The sequence below is a fragment of the Chryseobacterium sp. CCNWLW53 genome (genome assembly GCF_037083525.1).
In the GTDB taxonomy this organism is placed as follows: domain Bacteria; phylum Bacteroidota; class Bacteroidia; order Flavobacteriales; family Weeksellaceae; genus Chryseobacterium; species Chryseobacterium lathyri.
On record NZ_JBAOJR010000006.1, the window covers coordinates 68,412 to 93,916 of the forward strand.

The window sequence follows — 25,505 nt, forward strand, 5'->3', positions numbered from 1 at the left end:
AAAAAAGCGGTTCCGATGGAACCGCTTTTGTTTTATATCGTCATAGAGAAAATTCTTGTTTCCGGTTTATTCCTCATCATTCTGAGATCGAAAACCATGGCAACATTTCTCGTAAATGCTCTTCCTTTTTCTGTGATCCTGATTTGATTGTCGTAAATCTCCACCAATTCATCTTTTTCCATTTCTTTCAGCATTTCAAATGCATTTTCCAGTTCCGGGAAAGAATTCTTATCAGTAAAGGTTGTTTCAAGCTGACACATCAGATTCAGAATATGTCTTCTTACGGTAAGATCTTCATCATCAAGAATATGACCTTTTACCACAGGAATTTTTCCTTCTTCAATAATCTTCTGGTACTCTTCCACCGTTTTTACATTCTGGGCAAAAGCATACCAGGAATCTGAAATAGCAGACATTCCAAGACCTACCATCAGTTGGGTATTGCTTGAAGTATAGCCCATAAAGTTCCTGTGAAGCTTTTTATGAATCAGGGATTGGTACAGGTCATCATGCTCAAGAGAAAAATGATCCATTCCCACTTCTATATATCCTAAATTTTCAAGCAGTCTTTTACCGTCTTCATATAAACGGCGTTTTTCTTCACCGCTAGGTAAATCGTTTTCATCAAAACCTCTCTGTCCTACCCCTTTTACCCACGGAACGTGTGCATAGGAATAGAAAGCAAGCCTGTCCGGCTTCAGTTCCATTGTTTTTCTGATGGTATTCTCCATGGCATCCCAGCTCTGGTGCGGGAGTCCGAAAACCAAATCATGGCTGATTCCTCTGTAACCAATTTCCTTAGCCCACTCCGTTACATTTTTGACATTTTCAAAGGATTGTATTCTGTTGATTGCCTTTTGAACTTTAGGATCATAATCCTGAACGCCAAAACTTACTCTCCTGAAGCCAAGATCGTATAAAGTCTGAAGGTGATCCCTTGTCGTATTATTCGGATGTCCTTCAAAAGAAAACTCAGGGTGTTCTGCTATTTCTACGGTTTCAAAGATACCTTCCAATAAGGTTTTTAAATTTTTTGGCGAAAAAAATGTAGGGGTACCGCCTCCAAGGTGAAGTTCTTTAAGCTTGGGTCTTTCTTCAAAAAGTTCCAGATAAAGCTTCCATTCCTTCAAAACACTTTCCAAGTATGGAATTTCAACACTGTGTTGTTTTGTGATACGCTTGTGGCAGGCACAGAACGTACACAATGCTTCGCAGAAAGGCAGGTGAATATAAATAGAAATTCCTTCTTCTGCATTACTCTCATGAAATGACCTTATCACAGTCTCCCTCCACTTTTCAGGAGAAAATGTAGATTCGTCCCAATAAGGAACAGTGGGATATGATGTGTAGCGTGGTCCGGGAATATTATACTTATCTATTAAAGAATTCATTTCAAAATTTAAAAATATTATCGAATCATGAAATTTAACATAAAATAAATTTCATCCTGCAAAATTAACCATTACGAATGAATTTTAAACCATGAAATATATTAGGCTGTATTTTATAATGAGTCTAAATATGATCGCTACTGGAATTCTTCAAATAATGATAAATTCTATCCCTAAGATTTAAAATTTTAATTTCATGACTGAGATTCTGTCTTTTCCTGCAAAAACAACGGTATTGCCCTCTAACCAGCTGCAGACAAAAAATCCTTTCTCATCAGAAATTTTTTTCCATGTTTTTCCGAAATCAGAAGAATAACTGATGTGCTTATCGCCTACAGCAATGATTTCTTTTCCTTTTGATCCCGGTTTAATTTTTACACAGGTCGTGTAGCCGGCATTCTTTCTGGAAGACTGTACCTGCCAGGTTTCCCCGCCATCATGGGTGGTGGCAATATTATTGATATTTGCGTCCTGTTTGGTATAATCTCCGCCTACTGCAATCCCGAATCGGTTATCATAAAAATCTATTGAATACATTCCCTGCGAAGATTCTCCCTGGATAAAAGGAGTTTCGAAAACCTGGATACTTTCTTTTTTCAAATCCATTCTTAAGATTCTTGATGCTTTTCCGCCAGTTGCAATCCACAGATACTTTTTTGTTGAAGCGATATTGGTATTGCTTGCTGCAAAAGCCGCTTCACCGCTGTTCAGTTTTATATCACTTTTGAACATTCTCCATTTTCCATTACTGTAAACAGCCAGTTTCAATAGATTATCCTTATCTGCATCACTGAAAGTATAAGCCAGCTGATGATTCACGAAATGCAGAGCATCATAAAAAGCAGTTTTCACAGTATCAGTAAAGATAATTTCTGACTTCAGATCTTTTTTATCAATCTTAAAAAAATAGGCAGGACTTTCAATATTAATAGCATAAAAAGAACTCTTATCCTGTGCCAGCGTTCTAAACTGAAGCTTTTTATCCGATAGACACAGCTGTTTTTGGTCTTTGTTATTTTTAAGATCAACAAAGCCAAACTTTGAATCTGTTCCGGTATACCAGACTTTATTATCATAAACTTCAAGAGCTCTTATGCTTATCTTGTCATTTAAAATAGTGGTAAAGCTTTCTATTTGCTGGGAAAACATAAATATTCCCAAGCATACCAATAAAATGGAAAAAGTTTTTTTCATAGAGACAAAAATAAAAAATCCACAGAATTCTGTGGATTTTAAGTTGATATTTTTTATAAATCTATATCAGGTTTTTCTAAAGGCTCCTGTTCTGCTTTAAAAGTTTCTCCAAAACCTCCGTTCTGAAGCTTGGAATGCTTTTTACTGTACAGGAAGTACACAAAGAATCCGATGATCAGCCATGCAAAAGAATACATCTGCGCTTCTTTGCTCAGGTTAAAGATCAGATAAACATTGATCGCGATACCTAAACAGGCAATAAGAGGTAAAGCCGGAACTTTAAAGTTTCTCTGTAAATTAGGCTCTTTCACTCTTAACACCCAAACTGCTACACATACCATTGTAAACGCGAACAAGGTTCCGAAACTGGTCATATGGGCAAGATCATTAATCGGGGTAAGAGAGGCAATAATAGCAATTACCACTCCTAAAATAAGAAGGTTTTTTGTAGGTACTCCAGTTTTAGGGTTTACTTTTGAAAAAGTAGCCGGGATCAATCCGTCTTTAGACATTCCAAGAAAAATTCTTGACTGTCCCATGATCATTACCATCAGTACAGAGATCAATCCTATTGTAGCAGCAATGGTAATAATGTAACCAGCCCATGCATATCCGGCAATATCAAATGCATATGCTACAGGTGCTTTGATCGCATCCGGATATTTACCCAACGGGTTAAAGTCTGTATAATGCATCATTCCTGTTAACACCAAAGAAACAAGGATATATAAAAGCGTACAGATGATCAACGAAGCGATGATCGCAAACGGTACGTCTTTTTTAGGGTTAATAGCTTCTCCCGCCTGTGTGGAAACGGCATCGAAACCTACATATGCAAAGAAAATAGCTGATGCTCCCGCAACCACACCTGCCAGACCGTAAGCGGAATGCGAGACTCCATTTTCGGTAATAGTGGTTGGATCAGGAATAAAAGGAACCCAGTTTTTAAAAGGTTCAGCTGAATTTAAAATGATAAATGCTCCTGCAACGATTACAAAAATAATGGCAGAAACTTTAAGTATTACAATAAAGTTATTGGCTTTAGCAGCACCTTTTGTTCCTCTTACCAGAATAGAAATCACAAAGAAAACAATTAAAAATGCGGGCAAATTCATAGAAAATCCGGAGTTTCCTGCTGCAATATAAGTTTGTGGATCTGAGGTAAGATAAGCAGGAAGATGCAGCCCGAACATTTTGAGAAGTTTGGCAAAATATCCTGACCAGGATACGGCGACCGTCATAGATCCCATAGCGTATTCAAGTATCAGCCCCCATCCTATGATCCATGCAAAAATTTCTCCTACTGTACCATAAGCATAAGCATAAGCTGAACCTTCTACGGGAAGTATGGAAGCAAATTCTGCATAACAAAGTGCTGCAAATACGCAGGCGATCCCTGCAATTACGAATGAAAGTGCCAGTGCAGGCCCTGCATTATAATACGCACCTGTTCCTGTAAGTACAAAAATTCCTCCTCCAATGATTGCTCCGATTCCGATAGCAGTAAGGCTCCATTTTCCCAGAACGCGTTTCAGCTGACTCTTTTTGATATCAGCTTCATAAGCGCTCATTGGCTTCTTAACCCAAATTTTAGACATGTTTTTTTATTTAATTAAAGATTTACGAAAATATAAAAAAATTACAAACCTTAACGTTTATTAATAAACTTTCGTAATTTATTTTAAATAAAAATATTTAAAAAACTGATTTGCACATTATTTAATTTATTTTCAAAAGTGCTAATTTTTGCTTATTTTTGATCGCATGAATTTATATGATCTTTTTGTAAAGCCGTATGAAAACTACAGTGGTCTACAAATTCTGCTGGAAGCCACCGGTACATTTTTCGGAATTTTGAGCGTCTATTTTTCAATAAAAAAGAATATCTGGGTATACCCTACCGGCATTATTTCTACGCTGATATACGTTTATATTCTGTTTAATTTTGGTCTTCTGGGAGATTGCATGATTAATGTGTATTATACCGCAATGAGTATTTACGGCTGGATTCTTTGGTCGAAAAATTCTGAAGACCATATTCATGTAGAGGTAAGCTGGGCAACAAAAAAAGAGAGATTATTCGCAGGAGTGCTTTTTGTATTAAGCATGGCACTGGTTACCCTTATTTATTATTACAAACCTTATATTGACAATCAATTTTCTATGGAGGGTACTCATTTAGGATTGTATCATCTGGATTGGGCGAATTGGCTGGATGTGATCACCACCTCTATATTTTTAGTAGGTATGTGGTTCATGGCCAGACAACGCATTGAGAACTGGATTTTCTGGATCATCGGAGATTTTATTTGTATCCCTATGATGATTTTTAAGGAACTTGGTATCACTTCGGTTCAATATTTGGTATTTACTATAATGGCTATCTTAGGATACCTTAATTGGAAAAAAAGTTTAAAAGAAAAAAGTACAATAAAGTCATGAAAAATTTATTTAAAATAGCATTCAGTATCGTAGCTATAAGCAGTTTAACATCGTGTTTGGCGTATAGTGACGGATATGCAAACAATGGCGGATACGGAGATCCGTATTATAATAACGGATATTACTATGCACCTTCCGGATATTACGGAAACGGCGGTTATTATGGAAATGACGGCTATTATTACAGAAACGATGTCAATTATTATTATGACAATGGTGTTCCTTATTATTACTATAATTCAGGGGACAGCAGAAGAAAAGTATACGTTGAAAGAAGAACTACGGTAACTTCACAGAGACCAAATAACGGATTCCAGAATACCCGTACTAATACTAACAACGGAGGTAATTATAATAATAATAACGGTTTCAATAACAACAGAGGAACCAGCACAAGAAATAACAGCAGTAATAACGGATTCAGAAATTCGAATAACAGCAATTCTAATAACAACCAAAGACCACAGAGCAACCAAAATAACGGAGGCTTTAGAAATTCAGGCGGAAATTCTCAGAACAATCAGAGAAGCCAGAATAGCCAAAGCAGTGGTGGGTTCAGAAATACACAACAGTACAACCAGAACCAGAACAGTACCAGAACAGAGTCTTCCGGTGGGTTCAGAGGAAGTACAAGCACCCAGGGTAACACTCAGCAAAGCAGCGGTTCTACGAGACAGCAGTCAAGCGGAGGTGGATTTAGATAAAACGATTATAAATAAGAAAACGGACAGCTAACACTGTTCGTTTTTCATTTTAAATATATTAATTTTGCTCGTTAATTTTAGACTAAAAATATGGAATTTTATAAATATCAAGGGACTGGAAATGATTTTGTCATGATTGATAACCGGGATCTGCAGTTCCCTAAAGAGAAAGATCTTATTGAAAAACTATGTGACAGACGTTTCGGAATTGGTGGCGATGGACTTATCCTCCTGGAAAATGATGATGCCTATGATTTCAAAATGGTCTATTATAATTCTGACGGTGGCGAGAGCACCATGTGTGGAAATGGCGGAAGATGCCTGGTAGCATTTGCTTTCTTTCTGGATATTTTTGAAGATAAATGTAAATTCATTGCAACAGATGGTGAACATGAAGCAGAGATCCATAACGGTATCATCAAATTAAAGATGATTGATGTGGATACCATCTCCGGCGATGGTGAAGACACTGTGATGAATACAGGGTCGCCTCATTATGTAAAATATGTAGAAGATCTGGTGAATTACAATGTTTTTGCAGAAGGACACGGCATCAGAAACTCGGAAAATTATAAGGAAAAAGGCATCAATGTGAATTTTGTAGAAAAAATTACTGATGATGAAATTTTCGTAAGAACCTATGAACGAGGCGTTGAGGATGAAACTTACAGCTGCGGAACAGGAGTTACAGCTTCTGCTTTAACTTTTCTGCAAAAAAACAATCTAATTTCCGTAAAAGTTAAAACTTTAGGAGGAAATCTTAAGGTTCATGCTGAAAAAAACGGAAATTCATTCCAAAACATTTGGCTTGAAGGTCCCGCAAAGCAAGTTTTTAGAGGTAAAATAGATCTTATTTAAAAACTAAACTTTTTAATCAAATTTTTAATAATGAAAAAAACTGTTCTCATTATCGCTCTCATTATTGTAGGAGCGGCAGGATTTTTTGGTTTGAGATTTTATAATAAATATTATGGAAACAACGTAGAGAAAGACGGATATGTTCTGATTCCCCATAAAGCGGATTTCAAGCAGATTCTTGATTCTGTGGGTCCATATGTAAAAGATAAGGAAGCTTTTGAAGCGGTTGCCAGGGATAAAGATCTTGATAAGTTTTTTAAACCGGGGCGCTATCATTTCCAGTCAGGAGCAGGAAATACCAACCTTGTGAACATGATTAAAGCAGGAAATCAGTCTGAAAACAGCTTCAGAATCGGTGATTTTGGAGATATGTACCAGATGATAGGAAAGGTTACAAAAAAAACGGAGCTGGACTCTTTACATTTTGTAAACGACCTGGATAAAGTAGCAGCAGAAAAGGGGTACAAAAATGCAGAAGATTTAAAAAAATATTTTTTCATTGATACCTATAATTTTTTCTGGACGGTAAGCCCGAGAGAATTTTTCAAAAAGTTTGATGAACAGTACAATGAATTCTGGACAGCTGAGAGAAAAAACAAGGAACAGCAATCCGGCCTGACGAGAGATCAGATCTATGCGCTGGCCTCTATCGTTTATAAAGAGTCAGGCGGGAAAAAGGATGAAATGAAAACGATTGCAGGATTATATCTGAACCGCTATAGAAAAGGAATGAAGCTACAGTCTGATCCTACGGTGATCTATGCAATTAACAAACAGACCAATTTTAAAGATCCGATCAAAAGAGTACTTTATAAACATTTGTCTACGCCATCACCATACAATACCTATGCAAATGCAGGAATTCCTCCAGGGCCTATCTGCGTGGTAGATAAAAGCTCTGTAGATGCGGTTTTGAATGCAGAAAACAACAATTATATATTTATGTGTGCTGACCCTGCAAGATTTGGCTATCATAAATTTACAGCAAGCGCTGAAGAGCATGCCATCAATGCGAAAGCTTATCAGGACTGGCTGAATTCAAAAAATATAAAATAAAAGATAAATTTAACTTTTATTAACAATATGATAATTAACTTTTAACACTTCTATACGACTTATACATCTATAAATAATACATAAATCGTAATATTTGGAATCAGAACCAATTAATGATTTCACAATATTAAGACTTATACTTTTACGATTTTACACAAAAAATACCTTATGAATCAGACGGAAATTGTCAACATTTTCACAAAAAAAACGCTAGCGCTTACTTTTGTACTTTCGGCAGCTGCCATGGCATTTGCCCAGGAAAAAGCAGGAGTTACGGGAATGATTGTCAACAAAAACAACCAGCCGGTTCCTTACGCTTCTGTGACGTTCAGCAATAAAGCGAACAAGACATTAAGCGATGCTGTATTGACCGATGAAAAAGGACAGTACAAGCTGGAATTGGCTCCTGGAAATTACGACATTACAGTAGAAGCCATCGACTACAAGAAAAGTGTGGTCAATAAAAGCATTGCAGGTCCTGGAAATATTGGAGCTTTATCCATTCAGCCGGAAGCAGCAACAACTCTGGATGGCAAAACCCAGGAAATACAAGGCGTGGTGATCACTGTAGCGGCAACAAAACCTTATAAAGTGGAGCTTGACAAAAGGACTTACGATCCTTCCCAGGATATTGTAAGCAAGGGAGGAAATCTTCAGGATGTGCTTTCCAATGTTCCTTCCGTTTCCGTGGATACTGATGGTACTGTTTCGATGAGAGGAAGCTCCAATGTAAAGTTCCTGATCAACGGGAAGCCTTCTGCCCTTCTTGGGATAGATGATGGTGCCAATGCACTTCAGAGTATTCCTGCAGACCAGATCGAGAAAATTGAAGTAATCACCAATCCTTCTTCTAAATTTGAAGCCAGCGGTACTGCCGGTATTTTGAATATTATTTTAAAGAAAAGCAAGAAGACCGGTTTTAATGGTAGTGTTATCGGTGCTCTAGGTTATCTTCCCCAAACCAGCCTTAATGCGAATCTTAACTGGAGAAAAGGAAATTTTACATGGTTTCTAAATGGCGGCGGAGGTTACAGGGAATCAAAAAATACCAGTAGAAATGATGATTATTTTAACAATGCTGTATTAAAGGATGATTTGGTACAAAGAAATACCGACTCTGAAACTAAAAGTAAAAATAACAACTATAACGCTTCTGCAGGTATCGTTTATGACATTTCCGAAAAAACCTCAGTAAACGCATCCGGAACCGTAAGAACTTTTGACAGCGAAAATTTTGGAAATATTGATTATCGCTACACTCCTCTTACAAATCCTTTTTATACATCAAACAGAAGTACTTTCGGAACAAATAACAACCTCGCTTTTCAAGGTGATTTCGGACTAGATCATAAATTTGATGATAAAGGACAAAATTTATCATTATCATTAAGTTTACAGAGAAGCCGATCATACAACGATACTAATATTGATGATACTAATGATAATCTGAAAAATATCATTAATCAAAATACCATCAACAGATCTGTTATTGGTAAGGCTGATTATGAGTTGCCTATTGGTGAATATTCAAAATTAGAAGCAGGATATAGAATTGATATCAATACCAATGATTATAGTAATGATGTTCGTGAGAGCACGACAACAAAGCCATTAGATTTCCTTAAGCCATATACTTATGATGCAACATATAAGGAGACTTTCAATGCTTTTTATTTACAGTTCAAAAGTAAAATCGGAAAATTAGGTTATCAGGTGGGTGTAAGAGATGAATTGTCGAATGTAGATATTAATTACCTAAGCCTTGATCCCAAGAAAAATGTACCTGCAACTACTAAAAATTACAATAACTTATTCCCAAGCGTCTATTTAAGTTATGAATTCGCTAAGGATAATCAGTTGCTATTAAACTACACAAGAAGAATAGACCGCCCAAGATCATTCTTTATGATTCCTAACCCAAGTTATAATGATAACCAAAATATTTTTGACGGAAACATTGATCTTAATCCATCATATGTAGATTCTTTTGAATTTGGGTACAGCATTTCAAAAAAGAAATTCACAATTAACCCTACGCTGTATTACAGACATCAGACTGATGATACAAAAATGTTAGTTTATAATATTTTGGCTACAGATGAAAATGGGGCTATTATTGATCCAAAGCGTATAGAATCTCACACAAAACCACTTAATCTTGGTACAGATGACCGTTTCGGTTTAGATTTAAACTTCAACTGGGATGCAACAAGCTGGTTGAAATTCTTAGGAAATGTAGATATGTTTGGTTACAATACAAAAGGCAGCACTCTATATGACACCTTTGATAAAGATGGAAACCCTATTCAGGCTGTTGCTGATTTTAATGGTAAAGGTTTTTCAACAAGAGCGAGACTTTCTTCAACGATTAAAGTGGATAAAACATTCAGTTTCCAACTACAAGGATTCTACAGAGGAGGCCAGAAAACGGCTTATCAGGATAGAAAAGATATGTATGCCATCAGCTTCGGTGCATCTAAAACAATTTGGAAAGGTGACGGAACTTTAGCGTTTAACGTTCAGGATATTTTCAATACCAGAGCGATGAGATCTACAACATATACAGCAAACAGCGTAAGAGATTCTTATATGCAATGGCAGCCGAGACAGTTCTCAGTTTCCCTGACCTACAGGTTCAAACAGGGTGAGAAGGTAGAACAGCCTAAAAGGAAAAAAGATATCAACTCCAATGCAGCTGGCGACGATCAGCAAGCTCCAATGTAATACACAAAAAATCCCGAAAAATATTTTTCGGGATTTTTTTATTTTACGGTTTCAGGGTGTTCGGATTTTTCCTTTTCAGCTTCATAAATTCTTCTTCTAAGGTCGCTGGTGGAAAACCTGTGATCTCTTTTATTATAAAAGATCTCAATTCCTTTCTCTTCACAATACTTTTTACCGGTGAAATCCCTGTCCATATAATCATCACCAATAATTCTTACATCAATAACAAAAGACTTTAAAATATCTTCAAGATCTTCTTCTGTGTAATATGGGATAATTTCGTCAACAGCATTTACAGCCTTTAACTGAATATATCTTTCTACAATCGTCTGACTCGGTCTGTTCTTATTAGGACGGTCGTGGGAAGGGTCTATCTGCAGTCCTACAATTAAATAATCACATACTGTTTTAGCTTCTTCAAGCATTTTGATGTGCCCTGCATGCAGCAAGTCAAATGATGAAAATGTAATACCTATTTTCTGTGTTTTCATAATAAGTTCAATTAAAATTCCGCTACAACAATTATTCTTTTAGCCAATAAAAGACCAATATTGAGGGAAGGGTTTTATAATTTATTTTATCTTTTAAATTTAATTAAACAGCTCTTGAGTCAAGATACTGCTGCCATTTCCAGACTGTTCTTAAAGATTCCTCTAATGAAGTTTCGGACTTCCAATGAAGTTTTTTTTCAGCCTTATCCGCATTAGCATAAGCAATGGTAATATCCCCTTCTCTCCTGGCGCAGATCTGGTAAGGGACTTTCACGTCATTAGCCGTTTCAAATGCTTTCACAACTTCCAGAACAGATGATCCTTTTCCTGTTCCCAGGTTAAATATATCAATCACCGTTTCTTCACTGCTCTGTAACAAGCTCTTAAGTGCACTTACGTGAGCTTTAGCTAGGTCGACAACATAAATATAATCACGAACCGCAGTTCCGTCTTCCGTATCATAGTCATCACCCCAGATATTCAGCTTCTCACGAATTCCTGCAGCAGTTTGGGTAACATATGGAATCAAATTATTAGGAACTCCCAATGGAAGTTCTCCTAATTTTCCTGACGGGTGAGCTCCGATTGGATTAAAATATCTCAAAAGAGAAATTCTTCTGTTATAAGCTTTCGCAAAATCAATCAGAATTTCTTCGCCCATCTGTTTTGTTTTACCATAAACGCTTTCAGGCATTTTCAATGGTGTATTTTCATCAATCGGCATTTTCTCTGCCTGTCCGTACACCGTGCATGAAGAGCTGAAAATAAAATTTGAAATTCCTCTTTCCTTGAATTCCTGAAGAATGTTAATGAGTGTGAATAAGTTATTTTCATAATAATCCACAGGCTTTACCTGGCTTTCTCCAACCGCTTTGGAAGCTGCAAAATTGATACATCCTTCAATTTTATGGGCATCAAATACCTGAGTAAGGAGCTCTCTTCTCTTTAAATCGAAAGGATAAAAAACGGGCTTCTTACCTGTAATTTCTTCGATATTTTTTAAAATAAACCTTTCGGAATTGGATAAATCATCTACAATAACAACATCAAAGCCATTATTGATAAGTTCTACTACCGTGTGGGAACCTATATATCCTAATCCTCCTGTAACAAGTATTGCCATTTTTTTTGTTTAATATTTTTTTTAATCGTTGTGTTTTCCTATGTTTTCTATTTCGTTTTTTGCTGGAATATGTTTAAAATAATTTATAAGTACAACTGGACCTACAACAAATAATAAATTTGAAAAAACATATAAAAATAAATATGTTGCAGGACTGGCAGTCCTTTGATATTTAACATAAAAAATTATTGCATGAAAAATAATCATTAAGAATAAAGAGATGTTTAAATAGAAAAACATTTTCCTAGATTCTTTAAATATACTCACAAATGTAACAGTTAATAATGGAAGTATTAAAAAATATAATGCATAAATAGGTATTTTAAATGCAGTATACTCTTCTGCCAATCCATATCCTCTTAAAAAAATTTTAAATATATTATATGCAAAAAATATCATCCAGCAAAGGACGAAAATAATTGCAAAAAAATAAGCAAACTTATTTTTAAGTATTCTTTCATCGTGAAGCATAGTCTTACTTCATAAACTCCAGCACAGCATCAGAAATATACTTCAGCTGCTCTTCATCCAGTTCCGTATGCATCGGAAGAGAAATTACCTGATCCAAAAGCTTGTCTGTATTCACAAAATCTGCATCATTGCTTTCCTGATAATAAGCTTTCTGCTTTCTTAAGGCTACCGGATAATAGATCATCGCAGGAATTTCTTTTTCAGTCAGGAATTTTTGAAGTTCGTTACGTTTTCCGTTCAGAATTCTTAAAGTATACTGGTGAAATACATGAGTAGAATATTCCGCCCTTTTTGGAGTTAAAATATTTTCGTTTCCTGCAAAAGCTTCGTCATAATAATCAGCTGCTTTTCTTCTCGCGTCATTGTAAGAATCAAGATTCGGAAGTTTTTTTCTCAAAACTGCAGCCTGAATACTGTCTAATCTTGAGTTCACTCCTACCTCATCGTGATAATACCTCTCGTACATTCCGTGATTAACAATTCCTCTTAAACGATGTGCCAGTTCATCATTATTGGTAAAAATAGCTCCACCATCACCATAACAGCCTAAATTTTTAGAAGGAAAAAAAGAAGTAGTTCCCACAGTTGCCATGGTTCCTGCATATTTTTCAGTTCCGTCAGAGAACGTATACTGTGCTCCTATTGCCTGTGCATTGTCTTCAATGACAAAAAGATTATGTTCTTCGGCAATTTTTAAGATTTCCTCCATATTGGCACACTGCCCGAATATATGCACCGGGATAATTGCCTTTGTTCTTGGCGTAATTGCTTTTTTAATTTCTTCTGTAGAAATGGTGAATGTATCGTAATCTACATCTACCAGCACTGATTTCAGTTTAAGCAGATGAATAACTTCTACTGTAGCAGCAAAAGTGAAATCTGCAGTGATCACTTCATCCCCTTCTTTCAGGTCTAAAGCCATCAGCGCAATCTGCAAAGCATCCGTTCCGTTAGCACACGGGATCACATGCTTTACATCTAAATAAGATTCCAATTCATTCTGGAAAGACTTTACTTCAGGGCCGTTGATAAAAGCCGCAGAATCCATTACATTTAAAACCGCATTGTCTACATCATTCTTTATTTTGTAATACTGACTTTGCAAGTCAACCATCTGAATTTTTTTCATAAATAAATATTTGTGTAAAAATAAGGAATTTAAAATCCTTTCAAAAATTTTATTGATTTTGTTTTATCTTTATAAAAAATAACTTTATGAAAAAACTTTTACTCTTTTGTCTTTTAGTGGGTTACTCTACCGTAAATGCGCAGACAGAGCTTGTTTTTGTTTATTTTACAGGCAAACCGAATAAAGCTGCTTTTTATGCAAACCCTCTTTCAGAACTGACACAAAAATCCCTTAACAGACGTACTTCTCTGGGCATTCCGTTAAATGATCAGGATGCCCCGATTGAACAGTCTTATATCCAGAATCTTCAGAACCTCGGTTTTACGGTTACAGATTATTCCAAATGGCTTAACGGAGCAACTGTCAATGCAACTCCGACACAGATAACAACTTTACAGGCCCAACCCTATGTATCGTCAGTAGGACGCTTTGCAAGAAACACCAGTTCTGTTCCTAAAACAGCACATCAGGATAAATGGAATTCTTCTTCTGAGACTCAAAAGACCCTGACTGTTTTTGATTATGGTTCGGGTTCTGCACAGATCGACCAGATCAATATAAGACCCCTTCACCTTGCCGGATTTACAGGAACAGGAGTTTCCATTGCAGTTATCGATGCAGGCTTTCCTTATGTAGATACCGGTTCTGCCTTTGAAAGATTAAGGAATAACAATCATATTAAAGCTGTTTACGATTTTGTAACCAAAACAAGCAACGTATACAACCCTTCTATCAGCAATCACGGATCTGCTGTGCTGGGAGCCATCGGAGGCTATATCGAAAACACTTTTGTAGGTTCCGCTCCGGATGCCGATTTCTATCTTTACCGTAGCGAAAATGCGGTTGGTGAAATTCCGGAAGAGGAATTATACTGGATAGAAGCAGCTGAAGAAGCAGACAGAAAAGGGGTCGATATCATCACATCTTCTCTTGGATATAATGTTTTTGATGATTCCCGGTACAGTTACAGCTACTCAGATATGAATGGAACGACTTCTTTCATCGCAAGAGCTGCTGAAATAGCTGCTAATAAAGGAATTTTCGTTCTTGCAGCGGCAGGAAATTCAGGCCAGCAGCCATGGCATTATATTATGACTCCTGCAGACAATGCTAAGGTATTCAGCATAGGATCAGTAGATGATGCAGGAAGTTCTTCAGGATTTTCATCATATGGCCCCAATGCCATTGGTGTGGTAAAACCTGATGGAAGTGCAAGAGGAACCGCATCTGCTACAGTTAACAACAGTACTTTAGTTTCGGTAAACGGAACCTCTATTGCAACGCCCATAGCTGCCGGTGGCGTGGCATGTTTCATCCAGGCTTTTCCTTCCATGAATAGGGAGCTGATGAGAACCAAACTGAGAGAGACCGCTTCACTTTATCCGGCTCACACAGATCAGATGGGTTATGGTATTCTTAATTTTGGAAACCTTTATAATCAGGTATTAAATACTTCTGAAATGGTGAAGAAAGAAAAGTTTGCCATTTTCCCGAATCCTGCTAAAAATATTTTGAATGTGGCTTCTGAAAGCGAAATCCTGTCGTTGGAAGTCTATGATAATTTAGGAAAGCTGATCAGAAAAAATAACAGTCAGAAATCTATAAAAGTGGAAGATTTTCCGAAAGGAACTTATTATCTGAAAATCCAGGCGAAGGATCAGCTTTTTTATGAGAAGTTTTTAAAGGAATAGTTATTTGATATTATATTTCTAATCCTGAATTTATTTTCAACCACAAATAACATAAATGCTACAAGTTCAAATTAATGGAAAGGATTTGCCATTTCATTGTCACACTTAAAAAGTGAAATTATTAAGGCTGAAAGTACAACCTATTCCCTCAATAAACTACCAAAGATATATCCTTGTCAAGGTTTAAAACCTTGACAAGGATTATTTTTCAATAGAAAAGGGCTTTAGCCTGTTTCACTTTTATCACCAATCAAATTGGCTTTAGCCAAATGTTAAAACAACACCTCTCAAATTGAGAGGCGTTAATATATTTAGTTAAGCTGAGTTTCTGCTCGCGTTAATATTTCCGAATAATGATCTGGTCACCAGCTTTTCATAAGCTTCTTTATTTCCCTCTCCTTTCTGGATTTTCATCAGCGCATACTGCTGGATACTCAACAGCGGAAGTACGATCTTCTCACGGATTTTCACCGATTTTCTGGACATTGGATCTTCTTCCTGAAGCATTTTGAAGCCGGTAAGCTCAAGCATAATATCTCTTGAAAGCGTATATTCATCAAAAAGAACATTCCAAAACGCACCAAATTTTGGATTATTTTTAATGTAATACGTCAGCGGAAAATAAGATTTGTTCATACTCATCATCGAGTTCAGAACTAAAGTTTTGAAGAAATCCGAACCTTTATACAGTTCTTTCACTTCATCCAGTCTTCCCTGCTCTTTCATCTGCTGCATAGCAAACCCGAACCCAAAAAATCCGGGAACATTCTGCTTCAGCTGAGACCATGACCCCACAAATGGGATTGCCCTGAGGTCTTCAAATTTCAGTTCAGTGCCATTTCCTCTTTTGGACGGGCGGCTTCCTATATTTGTTTTACCGTAATATTCCAAAGTACTCATCTCCTGGAGATAAGGAACAAACATTGGGTGAGCTTTAAGGTCTGAATATTTTTTGTAACTGATATCGGCAAGCTCGGCGATCAGTTTTCTTTCTTTTTCTGTAAGATCTTTTTTGGAGTTTTTAAAGACATCATTTTCAACTCCGGCAGTAAGAAGCTGCTCAAAATTGTATTTGGCCTGTTCTTTATTTCCGAAAATACTGGTGATCGTCTGTCCCTGGATGGTCAGTTCAATTTTATTGTTGGCAATCGTATTTCCCTGTGATGCATAAAAATCATGGGTCTTCCCTCCTCCTCTTGCCGGCGGACCGCCTCTGCCGTCGAAAAACACTACTTTAATTCCATTCTGAACGGAAAGTTTAGTTAAAACTTCTTTCGCCTTATAAATTTCCCAGTTGGCTTTCAGATATCCGCCATCTTTTGTTCCGTCTGAAAAACCAAGCATAATAGTCTGTTGGTTTCCTCTGCTTTCAAGATGTTTTTTATACACCGGATTCTGATAAAGCTCTTTCATGACATTTTCGGAATTGGCAAGGCCTTCCATGGTTTCAAAAAGCGGAACAATATCCATTTTGATCTCTTCATCCTGATATCCGCAGATTTTAAAGAATGCATACACATTCATCACATCTTTTACGGCATCGGAATTCGAAATAATATAGCGATTCATTCCCCTTTGCCCATTAAGATCCTGAATCTCGGAAACCTGTGAAACTGTTAGCAAGGTATCTTTAACGATATCTTCAAACTGATCTGCATTAACTTTATGATTAAGCTGGATCAGCTTATCGAATTTTTCTTCTTCACTAGCTTCAATATTACCATAAACTTTTGCAAAAACCTCATCAATAACTTTCTGATGGATTCTGCTGTCCTGGCGAACATCCAACGTTGCAAAATGAGTTCCGAAAATTTTCACACGGTCTCTGAAATTTGCCAGCAGGTCTAAAAACAGGGAATTGTGCTCCTTCACCAGTATTTTTTCCGCTTCGTCTGCTTTTTTCAGAATATCCTCTGCTGTAATTATATTCCCATTGAAGATCGCTCCATACAGCTCATCGCTTAATTTCGTCAATACTTCAGAAACTCCTCTGAAGCTTAACCTTCTCCTTATAAATTTTAAATGACTGTAATAAGATTTCAGAATTGCGGAACGGAGCTCTTCTGCTACTCTTTTGGTAACATCAGCGGTTACAAACGGGTTTCCGTCCCTGTCTCCACCCGGCCAGAAGCCAAGCTGAATAAGATCTTCGTGAAGATGGAAATGACCGTTTCCAAACGTTTTTTTGATTTTGGTAAACAGCTCTCCGATCGTATCGTAATAAACATATCTTAAATAAGAAATAATGCTAAGCGCTTCATCAATTGGAGTTGGCTTTTCTTTATTAACGAAAGGCGTTTTTCCCAACTGCTGCAAAAGCATATCGATCTGGGTAACGGAATCACTGGTAATAGCTCCCCGTAAATCCTGGATGATCCTCTGTACCGAACTTGGATAAAACTGGGTCGGGTGCGCTGTAAAAACTACTTTTACCGTAAAATCCTTCAGTTTTTCACGGACTTTTTCAAGTTTATGGTCCTGGTATGAACGTTCAAACAGATTAGTTACTGTTCCGCTGTCGCTTTCAGAATGGAGGTTTGGAAATGCAGCATCTTCTATACTATCAAACAAAACTACCTGTCTTTCTATGTACTGTATGATCTTAAAAAGCAGTTCTATTTTCTGCTCTTCTGTTTGAAGATCTGTATGGTTTTTAAAGAATTCTTCGACAATTTCCTCAGGGGTTTTGCCTTCTTCATATCCGTTTCGGCTTTCCTCGTAAAGGAACGGGAGAAGCATCCCGATATTGGTCATTTTATCATAAGGCAGGCTCATAAATAATGAATTGTAGATCTGGAATTTATTCTCCACGATCTGCCTGAATTTTTCTGCTCGTTGGTCGTGTATCATATAACAAATGTAATGGATTTTGGTTTTAAATTAATTGACAAATGACAAAAAATACTGCTACAGGAACAAAATTATTTTTTGACTACAACTGTTTAATGATTAATTTTACTTTTCACAGAAATTAATCAAGATCTCATGAAAAATATATTCATATTCCTCTTAATGGCTTTTATTTTCACAGGCTGTGGTGAAGATTGCTATAATGCCCCGCAGACGATAGCTTTTAAATTCGTTGATTCTAATGATGAAAATCTAATCACGAACGGAACACTTATTGCCTATTCGATAAAGGACGAAAATCAGGTTGGAATACAATTGACCAAAACATCCGACGATATGATTATTTTAGAAAATGTGGGTGCTTATAATGGGACAAAAAATTATACTTTCCAATCTAATGTTAAAGCTTTTGACTTTTCAATACAGTCTTCAGAATTTAAAGGGGGTTGTGACGGGTATCAGATCAATAAATTAACATTTACCGGTGTAGGTATTGATGTAACAGACGAAAAAGGATATTATAAAATTGTACTTCAATAGATTAAATAGCCTTAATATTATTAAGAATAATAAGTATGAAAATTATTTCGATTGTCTCTTTTCTGATTCCGGGTTTATTACTTTCCCAAAATACAGTTCCCTCCGATTTCAAAAAGATTCCAGATATTCTGGACACCGCGGAATATTTATATCCGTTCATTGTTCCTGACAAAGACTATGGTTACTGGAGAGTACTTACCAATGATCCTGATCCGGAAAAGGCTGTGATCTACGAAAGCCAGATGCCGGATTTCATGACCATTAATGAGCCTCTTCCTGAGAGAGGTTTTTTCCAGAAATGCATTGGTGAAAAATGTTTCACATATATTCTTGCCTGCAAAAAAGACCGGTCCGTGTATTTCTCTAATGAGCAGCAACTGAGAGATTTCATCGGAACGGTTGACAATCTTCCGGAAGCTATTCTATTGGCTCAAACCTATGGCTTTAAAATAGATACAAGCAATAAACTGGGTGGCTCCTATAAGATTGAGGACAAGCATATTTATCTGTATGCTTCAAAGTCTAAAGGATGTCCGGAAACGAAAGAATCTTACTTTATAAAGATCAACAGAAAAACCGGAAAACTGGAATCTACAAGTAAAGGTGTCTATTTTAAAAGTGAGAATTGTAATCAACCCATTTCTCAGTAGAAGTAAGAAAGTAATATCAATATATTTTATATTTAAAATTCTCGCTGATTAAGCAGATTGTATAGATTTTTTTATGTTATAGCTTGGATGAAATCAACTTTGTTGATTCCTGTTCTGCAACCTCAAATTATATAAACTCTGCGTTAAAACATAACCAAGATCTTTCAGAACAGGTAAAATTTATATTGTTATTATAAAAGACTTCGATAGGAATTTTAAAATTTCATTAACTCAGTTTTCAACTTGCATTGCTTAAATTTGGATCAAATAAATTTAGAACAATGCTTAATTTCGAATTTAAAAATCCGACAAAAATACTTTTTGGAAAAGGCGAGATCGCTAAAATTTCACGTGAGGTTCCAAAAGATGCCAAAATATTAATGATCTATGGAGGCGGAAGCATCAAAAACAATGGTGTTTACGATCAGGTAAAGGAAGCTCTGAAAGATCATGATTTATATGAATTCGGAGGTGTACCTGCCAATCCGGAATATGAAGTACTGATTAACGCTTTAAGCTTTATCAAAGAAAAAAATATCAACTACCTTCTTGCTGTAGGCGGTGGATCTGTTATTGACGGGACTAAATTTCTTTCTGCCGCTGCCAACTATACAGGCGAACCTTGGGAAATCCTTAAAAACTCAGTGAGAACTTTTGAAGGGGAAGGAATGCCTTTCGGAAGTATTCTTACATTGCCGGCAACAGGCTCTGAAATGAATTCGGGCTATGTCATTTCAAGAAGAGAAACTAATGAGAAATTATCTTCAGGTGGTCCTGGGCTTTTCCCACAGTTTTCAGTACTGGATCCTGAAGTAATCAGAACAATTCCTAAAAACCAGATTGTGAACGGAATTACCGATGCTTACACCCACGTTCTGGAGCAGTATATGACAGCTCCTTCTTCTGCAGATCTTCAGGAAAGAATTGCAGAAAGCATTCTCATCAGTCTTCAGGAAACGGCTCCAAAAGTTCTGGCTGATGATTTTGATTATGATGCTGCCGGTAACTTTATGTGGTGCTGTACGATGGCTCTGAATGGACTTATCCAGAAAGGGGTAATCACGGACTGGGCTGTACACGCAATGGGACACGAACTGACTGCTTATTTCGGGATTGATCATGCAAGAACCTTAGCCGTTATTGCACCTTCCCATTACCGTTATAATTTTGAAACGAAAAAAGGAAAGCTGGCACAGTATGCTGAAAGAGTTTGGGGAATTAAAGACGGAACCTTAGAGGAAAAAGCAGAACTGGGAATCAAAAAAATGGAAGAATTTTTCCACAGCCTGAATATCAAAACAAAGCTTTCGGAATATACAGAAGATTACAAAGGTACTGCTGAAAGAGTGGAAAAAGCTTTTACAGATAGAAACTGGTCCGGGCTTGGTGAGTACAAGAAACTGACCCCTCAGGATGCTTATAAGATTGTTGAGATGAGTTATTAGATTTCGGAGTGATAGATTGAAGGTTTGAGAATAAATGAGTGTAGATAGGAGTTGTTGTCGATTGAGCGTCTGATATGTGACAAAGACGGAATTTTCGAACCATGATTAGTTTCTGCAACCTAAAATTTTCATATTTAGCCTCCTCTTCTATAAAAAAAACGGTTATTTATAAACATTCGTTTAAAAAAGCTTGATTTCATTATAGATATTTCAAATTTATTTATATTTTAGCGTATTCTTAAATTTGTGAAAATGAAAAAACAGCTACTTTTATTTGCCTTTTCAGCTTTGGCGCTAACTTCATGTAAAGATGACAATATTGAAGCCTATGAATTAGAAATGATGAGCGGAGACTGGAAGGTAAGCAAAATAGAAATTATTTCCGGAAAAGATAATAAAACAGTACTTCAGACAGACACTCCGTCTGACTGTCAAGCTAAAGATATTCTGCACTTCAGAAGTGATTATTATACCAGCTATACGTATTACTCTGCCATCGGGCTTGAATGCCAGATAAGCGGAAAAACTGAAGGAAAGTTTACGTATACAGAAGAATCTAAGCTGATGAGCATTAAAAATGATAATGACACCGAAAGATGGTACAGAGTGGAAGTCCTTACAAGCCAGGATCTGAAACTGGCCCAACTGTTTGGGACATTTGATCAGAACGGTGACGGTACGGATGATCTCACTTATGTGACCTATAAAAGATAAACACAGACTCTCGATTTTATCGGGAGTTTTTTATTACATTTATCAGATATTTTAAAAATTGATTGCAATGAAGAAGATTCTTTCAGTATTTCTACTGCTGTATTTTGCCTTGTCCTTTTCACAGGAAAAAAAGCCGATGTTCTGGCAGGACATTCAGAATTTCAAAAAAGCGGACCAGGAAAATCCTCCGCCAAAAGATGCCATCCTTCTGATAGGAAGCTCTTCTTTTACAAAATGGACAGATGTTGCGAGCTATTTTCCTGACAAAACAATTATTAACAGAGGTTTTGGAGGTTCAAGAATGACGGACCTGAATGATTTTGCCGACGATCTACTGAGCCCTTATCAGCCTAAACAGATCATCATCTACTGCGGTGATAATGATTTTGCAGACAACCATAACCTGAAAGCTAAAGTTGTGGTGAAAAGGTTTAAAACGTTCTATAAAAAGATCCGTGAAAGATTTCCGGATATTGAAGTGGACTATATTTCCATAAAATATTCGCCGAGCCGCGAAATGCTGTGGCCACAGATGAAAGAAACGAATAAAAAGATTGCCGCTTTCATGAAAAAAGAACCTAATGCAGAATTCATCGATATTACTAAAGCCATGGAAGATTCTAATGGAAATGTAAGAAGAGATCTTTTCGTTGAAGACATGCTTCACATCACCCCGGAAGGCTATGAAATCTGGGCGAGGGTGATGAAACCTTATATGAAATAATACCTGTTATAAACAAAAAAATCCCTTAACGGGATTTTTTATTTCTTTTTCTTGGATTTCGATACAGATATCGATTTCTGCTGGGCTCTGTTAGCTCCAAATTTCTTCGGCGCTTTCCTTTTGGAAGGTCCTCCCCAGTTTTCTTTTTTGTTTTTATCCTTTTTCTCGTGAAATGCTCCTCCTCCTTCATACAGTTTTACCTGCGCAGGATTTTTCATGATGATCACATCTTCTTCGGAAGCAATTTTCTTAGGATTGATTTTCACCTCTGCAGGGAAATCATTGAACTTAAGATCTTTATCCATTAAGAGCTCAATGTCAAGAACATAAGCTTCTTCTTTTTTAGTCACGAAAGTAATTGCCTTACCGTCTTTATCTGCCCTACCCGTTCTTCCTATTCTGTGGATATACTGCTCAGGAATTTCAGGTGTTTCAAAGTTGATAACGTGGGTAATATCCGAAATATCCAGACCTCTGGCCATTACATCAGTGGTAATCAGTCCTCTGATCTCTTCGTTTTCAAATCTTTTCATGGCCTTAAGCCTGTAGTTCTGAGATTTGTTTGAGTGGATCACATCAAACTGCTCAGGGAAAAGTTCATCAATTTTAGCAAACAGAAGATCAGAGTTTTTCTTATTATTAGTGAAAATCAACACCTTGGACATTTCATCCTCATTATTTTTCAGTAAATGCTCAAGAAGATTGATCTTTGTATTAAAGTTTTCCACTTTGTAACCGGTCTGCTCAATTTTTTCAAGAGGCGTTCCTGATTTGGCCAATGAAATTTCTACCGGACTGGCAAAATACTGATCCAGCATTTCATCTACCGCTTCCGTCATGGTGGCCGAGAAAAGAATGTTCTGTCTCTTCGGCTTCATCATTTCGAAAATATGGGTAAGCTGCGGCCTGAAACCTAAGTTCAGCATCTCATCAAACTCATCAATGATCAGCTTCTGAACTTCTCTCAATGAAATTGCATTGTCAATAGCAAGGTCCATTACCCTTCCCGGAGTTCCTACTAAAATATCGCATCCATTATTAAATAAAAGTTTCTGCGTATTGATATTTTTTCCTCCGTATATTCCGATTACCCTTGCAGTAATATTTTCTGTCAGTTTCTCAACAATTTCAGCTACCTGTACCACCAATTCTCTTGTAGGAACAAGAATCAAAACAGTAGGATTCCCTGTTTTGTTGTATTTCCATGTTTTAAGAACGGGCAGAAGATAGGCCAATGTTTTCCCGGTTCCGGTCTGTGCGATCCCCATCACATCTCTTCCGGAAAGTATAGGGCCAATGCTCCTTTCCTGAATAGGTGTAGGTTCGAATAGTTCCAGATCCGCTAAAACATCAAGAATTTTAACCGGCAGGTCAAAATCCGCAAAAGTGAGTTTTTCCATGGTGCAAAGATAGGTATTTAAATTTAGAGGTTGAGCGTGGGTTGGAGAGTTTGAGGGTAACAGGGTTTGAGGATAGTTTATGGGTGCGGGTTTCGGGTTCCAGGATAAAGGGTGCAGAGCTTAGGTTAATGAATGATGAATTATAACTTCATCACTAATTTCTAACATGAACCTCAAAACTCGTCCCCCGAAATCCTGCTTCTTATTTTCTCGTCACTCTCAGTAAAATCACTAAAACCAATATAACAGAAAAAACAAAGCCTAAAACTGCAACTAAAGACATTTCACCGATCCGTGGACCTGATTCTGAAACAAAAACAATAGCTGTGGCAATAATATTGGCCCCCAGAACCATGGCTAAAATTAAATTGACAATACTGGATTTAATTAGTTGATTGGTTTTTTCAATATTTTTAATTTCGCTGGATACGGTGAATTTATTATCATCCAGCTTCTGAAGCACAGATCTCAGCTCTTTAGGAATTTCATCTACATTATCTGTGAAATTCATCATCCGGTCCATCCCGGTTTTTAAAAGATTTTTTGGCTTGATCTTTTTCGTCAGGATTTTTCTGGTATAAGGATGCAAACTCTTCACAATATCCAGATCGGGATTGATTGTTCTTCCGACACCTTCTATTAAACTAATCCCCTTAAACAGAAGATAAAAATAGTCCGGCATGTAAAGCCTGTTATCCTTCAGAATATCCTTCATTTTATTGATGATCACCTGAACATTGATATCCTGCAGCGATGAGCTGTGAACAAAATTTAAAATATCTTCTACGTCATTTTCAAACCTTCTTTCATCAGGAATTTCGTAACTGACTGCCATTTTTTTGAGATAGCGGACAATTTTATGTGGATTTTTAGCCACAAAACTTACGATCAGACTTTCAAGAATTTCCTTATCATTAGGCTGGATTTTTCCAACTGCACCGAAATCTATAAAAACAATTTTGCCATCCTTTTTTACCAAAATATTACCGGCATGCGGATCAGCATGGAAAAATCCGTAATCCAGAATCTGGGAAACAAACAACCTCAAACCTACTTCGGATACTTTTACAGGATCGATATTATGGGCTAAAAGAGAAGCTTTGTCGGTTACCTTAATCCCGTCAATAAACTCCATGCATAGAATATTGTTGTTGGAATATTCTTCATAGATCTTCGGAACATATGTTTCCTTATTATTCTTAAAATTCCGGGCAAAATGCAGAATATTTTCTTTTTCGTTGATCAGGGAAACTTCTTCCAGTAAAGATTTCTCAAAAGTAGAGATCGCCTGTTTCAGATTGAGCTTTTCTCCAATTTCAGAATAAGCAGAAACCAGTTTTTCCAGATCTTTTATGAGAAGCAGATCATCTTCAATAACGGTCTGTACATCAGCTTTTTTGAGTTTGAGAATCACAGGACTTCCATCCATCAAAACCGCTTTATAAACCTGTGCAATAGATGCTGTGGCTAAAGGTTCTTTCTGGATTTCCTGAAAATGATCTTTAACAGATATATTGAATTCATTTTCCAGAATTTCCTCTACATCCATATCCACCGTATCCACCTTGTCCTGAAGTCTCTGCAACTCCTGGATAAGCTCAGGCGGAAGCAGATCTTCCCTGTTGCTGAAGGTCTGACCAAGCTTTACAAATGTAGGTCCAAGCTCTTCCAGTACCAGTCTGATCCTCTCATATACTGTCCCTTTAGAAATGACCTCATCCGGATCAACAGAAACCGGTTCCTGCTTATTTCCTGTATTCATCCTTGCCAGCATATCTTTAAACCCGTATTTACTGAGTACGGAAATAAGCCTGGCTGATCTTTTCAGTTTTCGTTGCTGCTTGTCAAACATATATTTCTAAATAGTTGGTGCAAATTACTCCAAAAATTGTTCCTATTGCTATTTTA

Annotated in this window: 21 protein-coding genes; 11 read left to right on the forward strand and 10 right to left on the reverse strand. The window is 36.8% G+C overall.

Annotated features, from left to right (window positions below; translation table 11 throughout):
- Positions 1 to 32: 32 nt before the first annotated feature.
- The 3 genes from hemN to V6R96_RS18825 all read right to left on the reverse strand — a co-directional run bounded on the left by hemN (position 33) and on the right by V6R96_RS18825 (position 4,183).
- A complete protein-coding gene (hemN, locus tag V6R96_RS18815; RefSeq protein ID WP_223558816.1) occupies positions 33 to 1,391 on the reverse strand; it encodes an oxygen-independent coproporphyrinogen III oxidase in 1,359 nt (452 codons plus the stop codon).
- A 180-nt stretch (positions 1,392 to 1,571) separates the two neighbouring features.
- Positions 1,572 to 2,585, reverse strand: coding sequence for a glycosyl hydrolase (locus V6R96_RS18820; RefSeq protein ID WP_336379945.1), 1,014 nt, complete (start codon positions 2,583 to 2,585; stop codon positions 1,572 to 1,574).
- A gap of 53 nt (positions 2,586 to 2,638) precedes the next feature.
- On the reverse strand, positions 2,639 to 4,183 hold the full coding sequence (locus tag V6R96_RS18825) for an APC family permease (protein ID WP_111957619.1): 1,545 nt from the start codon (positions 4,181 to 4,183) through the stop codon (positions 2,639 to 2,641).
- A 166-nt stretch (positions 4,184 to 4,349) separates the two neighbouring features.
- Between V6R96_RS18825 and pnuC the strand changes: the two genes are divergently transcribed.
- From pnuC to V6R96_RS18850, 5 genes are all read left to right on the forward strand, one after another.
- Positions 4,350 to 5,027, forward strand: coding sequence for a nicotinamide riboside transporter PnuC (gene pnuC / locus V6R96_RS18830; protein WP_111957621.1), 678 nt, complete (start codon positions 4,350 to 4,352; stop codon positions 5,025 to 5,027).
- Positions 5,024 to 5,731 carry a hypothetical protein gene (locus V6R96_RS18835; RefSeq protein WP_336379944.1) on the forward strand — a complete coding sequence of 236 codons (708 nt, stop codon included), beginning with the start codon at positions 5,024 to 5,026 and terminating at the stop codon, positions 5,729 to 5,731. The genes pnuC and V6R96_RS18835 overlap by 4 nt, the downstream gene beginning before the upstream one ends.
- Before the next feature lie 90 nt (positions 5,732 to 5,821).
- Complete coding sequence (gene dapF, locus V6R96_RS18840) at positions 5,822 to 6,589, forward strand: diaminopimelate epimerase (protein ID WP_223558814.1); 768 nt, start codon at positions 5,822 to 5,824, stop codon at positions 6,587 to 6,589.
- Between the two features lie 30 nt (positions 6,590 to 6,619).
- Entirely contained in the window at positions 6,620 to 7,645 is a 1,026-nt protein-coding gene (gene mltG / locus V6R96_RS18845; protein ID WP_111957625.1) for an endolytic transglycosylase MltG, read from the forward strand.
- 168 nt (positions 7,646 to 7,813) lie between these two features.
- A complete protein-coding gene (locus V6R96_RS18850; RefSeq protein ID WP_336379943.1) occupies positions 7,814 to 10,369 on the forward strand; it encodes a TonB-dependent receptor domain-containing protein in 2,556 nt (851 codons plus the stop codon).
- Positions 10,370 to 10,407: 38 nt separating this feature from the next.
- Here V6R96_RS18850 and V6R96_RS18855 read toward each other — a convergent pair whose 3' ends face one another.
- From V6R96_RS18855 to V6R96_RS18870, 4 genes are all read right to left on the reverse strand, one after another.
- Positions 10,408 to 10,860, reverse strand: a complete 453-nt coding sequence (locus V6R96_RS18855; RefSeq protein ID WP_111957629.1) for an adenylyltransferase/cytidyltransferase family protein — start codon at positions 10,858 to 10,860, stop codon at positions 10,408 to 10,410.
- Between the two features lie 103 nt (positions 10,861 to 10,963).
- Positions 10,964 to 11,983: a UDP-glucose 4-epimerase GalE gene (galE, locus tag V6R96_RS18860; protein WP_336379942.1), complete on the reverse strand. Its 1,020-nt coding sequence runs from the start codon at positions 11,981 to 11,983 to the stop codon at positions 10,964 to 10,966.
- Positions 11,984 to 12,004: 21 nt separating this feature from the next.
- Positions 12,005 to 12,454, reverse strand: a complete 450-nt coding sequence (locus V6R96_RS18865) for a hypothetical protein (RefSeq protein WP_336379941.1) — start codon at positions 12,452 to 12,454, stop codon at positions 12,005 to 12,007.
- A gap of 4 nt (positions 12,455 to 12,458) precedes the next feature.
- Complete coding sequence (locus V6R96_RS18870; RefSeq protein ID WP_336379940.1) at positions 12,459 to 13,583, reverse strand: DegT/DnrJ/EryC1/StrS family aminotransferase; 1,125 nt, start codon at positions 13,581 to 13,583, stop codon at positions 12,459 to 12,461.
- Between the two features lie 86 nt (positions 13,584 to 13,669).
- On the opposite strand from V6R96_RS18870, the gene V6R96_RS18875 reads away from it, so the two are divergent.
- Positions 13,670 to 15,274, forward strand: coding sequence for a S8/S53 family peptidase (locus V6R96_RS18875; RefSeq protein WP_336379939.1), 1,605 nt, complete (start codon positions 13,670 to 13,672; stop codon positions 15,272 to 15,274).
- A gap of 315 nt (positions 15,275 to 15,589) precedes the next feature.
- Here V6R96_RS18875 and V6R96_RS18880 read toward each other — a convergent pair whose 3' ends face one another.
- On the reverse strand, positions 15,590 to 18,124 hold the full coding sequence (locus V6R96_RS18880; RefSeq protein WP_336379938.1) for a phosphoenolpyruvate carboxylase: 2,535 nt from the start codon (positions 18,122 to 18,124) through the stop codon (positions 15,590 to 15,592).
- Between the two features lie 135 nt (positions 18,125 to 18,259).
- On the opposite strand from V6R96_RS18880, the gene V6R96_RS18885 reads away from it, so the two are divergent.
- From V6R96_RS18885 to V6R96_RS18905, 5 genes are all read left to right on the forward strand, one after another.
- Complete coding sequence (locus V6R96_RS18885; RefSeq protein WP_111957641.1) at positions 18,260 to 18,664, forward strand: hypothetical protein; 405 nt, start codon at positions 18,260 to 18,262, stop codon at positions 18,662 to 18,664.
- A 35-nt stretch (positions 18,665 to 18,699) separates the two neighbouring features.
- On the forward strand, positions 18,700 to 19,314 hold the full coding sequence (locus V6R96_RS18890) for a hypothetical protein (protein ID WP_336379937.1): 615 nt from the start codon (positions 18,700 to 18,702) through the stop codon (positions 19,312 to 19,314).
- Positions 19,315 to 19,595: 281 nt separating this feature from the next.
- The gene (locus V6R96_RS18895) at positions 19,596 to 20,759 is read left to right on the forward strand and encodes an iron-containing alcohol dehydrogenase (RefSeq protein ID WP_336379936.1); all 1,164 of its coding nucleotides are present in this window, start codon (positions 19,596 to 19,598) and stop codon (positions 20,757 to 20,759) included.
- Positions 20,760 to 21,011: 252 nt separating this feature from the next.
- Positions 21,012 to 21,473 carry a lipocalin family protein gene (locus V6R96_RS18900; protein ID WP_111957647.1) on the forward strand — a complete coding sequence of 154 codons (462 nt, stop codon included), beginning with the start codon at positions 21,012 to 21,014 and terminating at the stop codon, positions 21,471 to 21,473.
- Positions 21,474 to 21,540: 67 nt separating this feature from the next.
- A complete protein-coding gene (locus V6R96_RS18905; RefSeq protein WP_336379935.1) occupies positions 21,541 to 22,197 on the forward strand; it encodes a GDSL-type esterase/lipase family protein in 657 nt (218 codons plus the stop codon).
- Between the two features lie 38 nt (positions 22,198 to 22,235).
- Here the strand turns inward: V6R96_RS18905 and V6R96_RS18910 are convergent, their stop codons facing one another.
- Positions 22,236 to 23,597, reverse strand: a complete 1,362-nt coding sequence (locus tag V6R96_RS18910; protein ID WP_336379934.1) for a DEAD/DEAH box helicase — start codon at positions 23,595 to 23,597, stop codon at positions 22,236 to 22,238.
- A 202-nt stretch (positions 23,598 to 23,799) separates the two neighbouring features.
- Complete coding sequence (locus V6R96_RS18915; protein WP_336379933.1) at positions 23,800 to 25,449, reverse strand: AarF/UbiB family protein; 1,650 nt, start codon at positions 25,447 to 25,449, stop codon at positions 23,800 to 23,802.
- Positions 25,450 to 25,505: the final 56 nt, after the last annotated feature.

Bases quoted from the DNA above. Each gene is read 5' to 3' on its own strand.
- hemN (WP_223558816.1), bottom strand. From the start codon at position 1,391: ATGAATTCTTTAATAGATAAGTATAATATTCCCGGACCACGCTACACA.
- V6R96_RS18820 (WP_336379945.1), bottom strand. From the start codon at position 2,585: ATGAAAAAAACTTTTTCCATTTTATTGGTATGCTTGGGAATATTTATG.
- V6R96_RS18825 (WP_111957619.1), bottom strand. From the start codon at position 4,183: ATGTCTAAAATTTGGGTTAAGAAGCCAATGAGCGCTTATGAAGCTGAT.
- pnuC (WP_111957621.1), top strand. From the start codon at position 4,350: ATGAATTTATATGATCTTTTTGTAAAGCCGTATGAAAACTACAGTGGT.
- V6R96_RS18835 (WP_336379944.1), top strand. From the start codon at position 5,024: ATGAAAAATTTATTTAAAATAGCATTCAGTATCGTAGCTATAAGCAGT.
- dapF (WP_223558814.1), top strand. From the start codon at position 5,822: ATGGAATTTTATAAATATCAAGGGACTGGAAATGATTTTGTCATGATT.
- mltG (WP_111957625.1), top strand. From the start codon at position 6,620: ATGAAAAAAACTGTTCTCATTATCGCTCTCATTATTGTAGGAGCGGCA.
- V6R96_RS18850 (WP_336379943.1), top strand. From the start codon at position 7,814: ATGAATCAGACGGAAATTGTCAACATTTTCACAAAAAAAACGCTAGCG.
- V6R96_RS18855 (WP_111957629.1), bottom strand. From the start codon at position 10,860: ATGAAAACACAGAAAATAGGTATTACATTTTCATCATTTGACTTGCTG.
- galE (WP_336379942.1), bottom strand. From the start codon at position 11,983: ATGGCAATACTTGTTACAGGAGGATTAGGATATATAGGTTCCCACACG.
- V6R96_RS18865 (WP_336379941.1), bottom strand. From the start codon at position 12,454: ATGCTTCACGATGAAAGAATACTTAAAAATAAGTTTGCTTATTTTTTT.
- V6R96_RS18870 (WP_336379940.1), bottom strand. From the start codon at position 13,583: ATGAAAAAAATTCAGATGGTTGACTTGCAAAGTCAGTATTACAAAATA.
- V6R96_RS18875 (WP_336379939.1), top strand. From the start codon at position 13,670: ATGAAAAAACTTTTACTCTTTTGTCTTTTAGTGGGTTACTCTACCGTA.
- V6R96_RS18880 (WP_336379938.1), bottom strand. From the start codon at position 18,124: ATGATACACGACCAACGAGCAGAAAAATTCAGGCAGATCGTGGAGAAT.
- V6R96_RS18885 (WP_111957641.1), top strand. From the start codon at position 18,260: ATGAAAAATATATTCATATTCCTCTTAATGGCTTTTATTTTCACAGGC.
- V6R96_RS18890 (WP_336379937.1), top strand. From the start codon at position 18,700: ATGAAAATTATTTCGATTGTCTCTTTTCTGATTCCGGGTTTATTACTT.
- V6R96_RS18895 (WP_336379936.1), top strand. From the start codon at position 19,596: ATGCTTAATTTCGAATTTAAAAATCCGACAAAAATACTTTTTGGAAAA.
- V6R96_RS18900 (WP_111957647.1), top strand. From the start codon at position 21,012: ATGAAAAAACAGCTACTTTTATTTGCCTTTTCAGCTTTGGCGCTAACT.
- V6R96_RS18905 (WP_336379935.1), top strand. From the start codon at position 21,541: ATGAAGAAGATTCTTTCAGTATTTCTACTGCTGTATTTTGCCTTGTCC.
- V6R96_RS18910 (WP_336379934.1), bottom strand. From the start codon at position 23,597: ATGGAAAAACTCACTTTTGCGGATTTTGACCTGCCGGTTAAAATTCTT.
- V6R96_RS18915 (WP_336379933.1), bottom strand. From the start codon at position 25,449: ATGTTTGACAAGCAGCAACGAAAACTGAAAAGATCAGCCAGGCTTATT.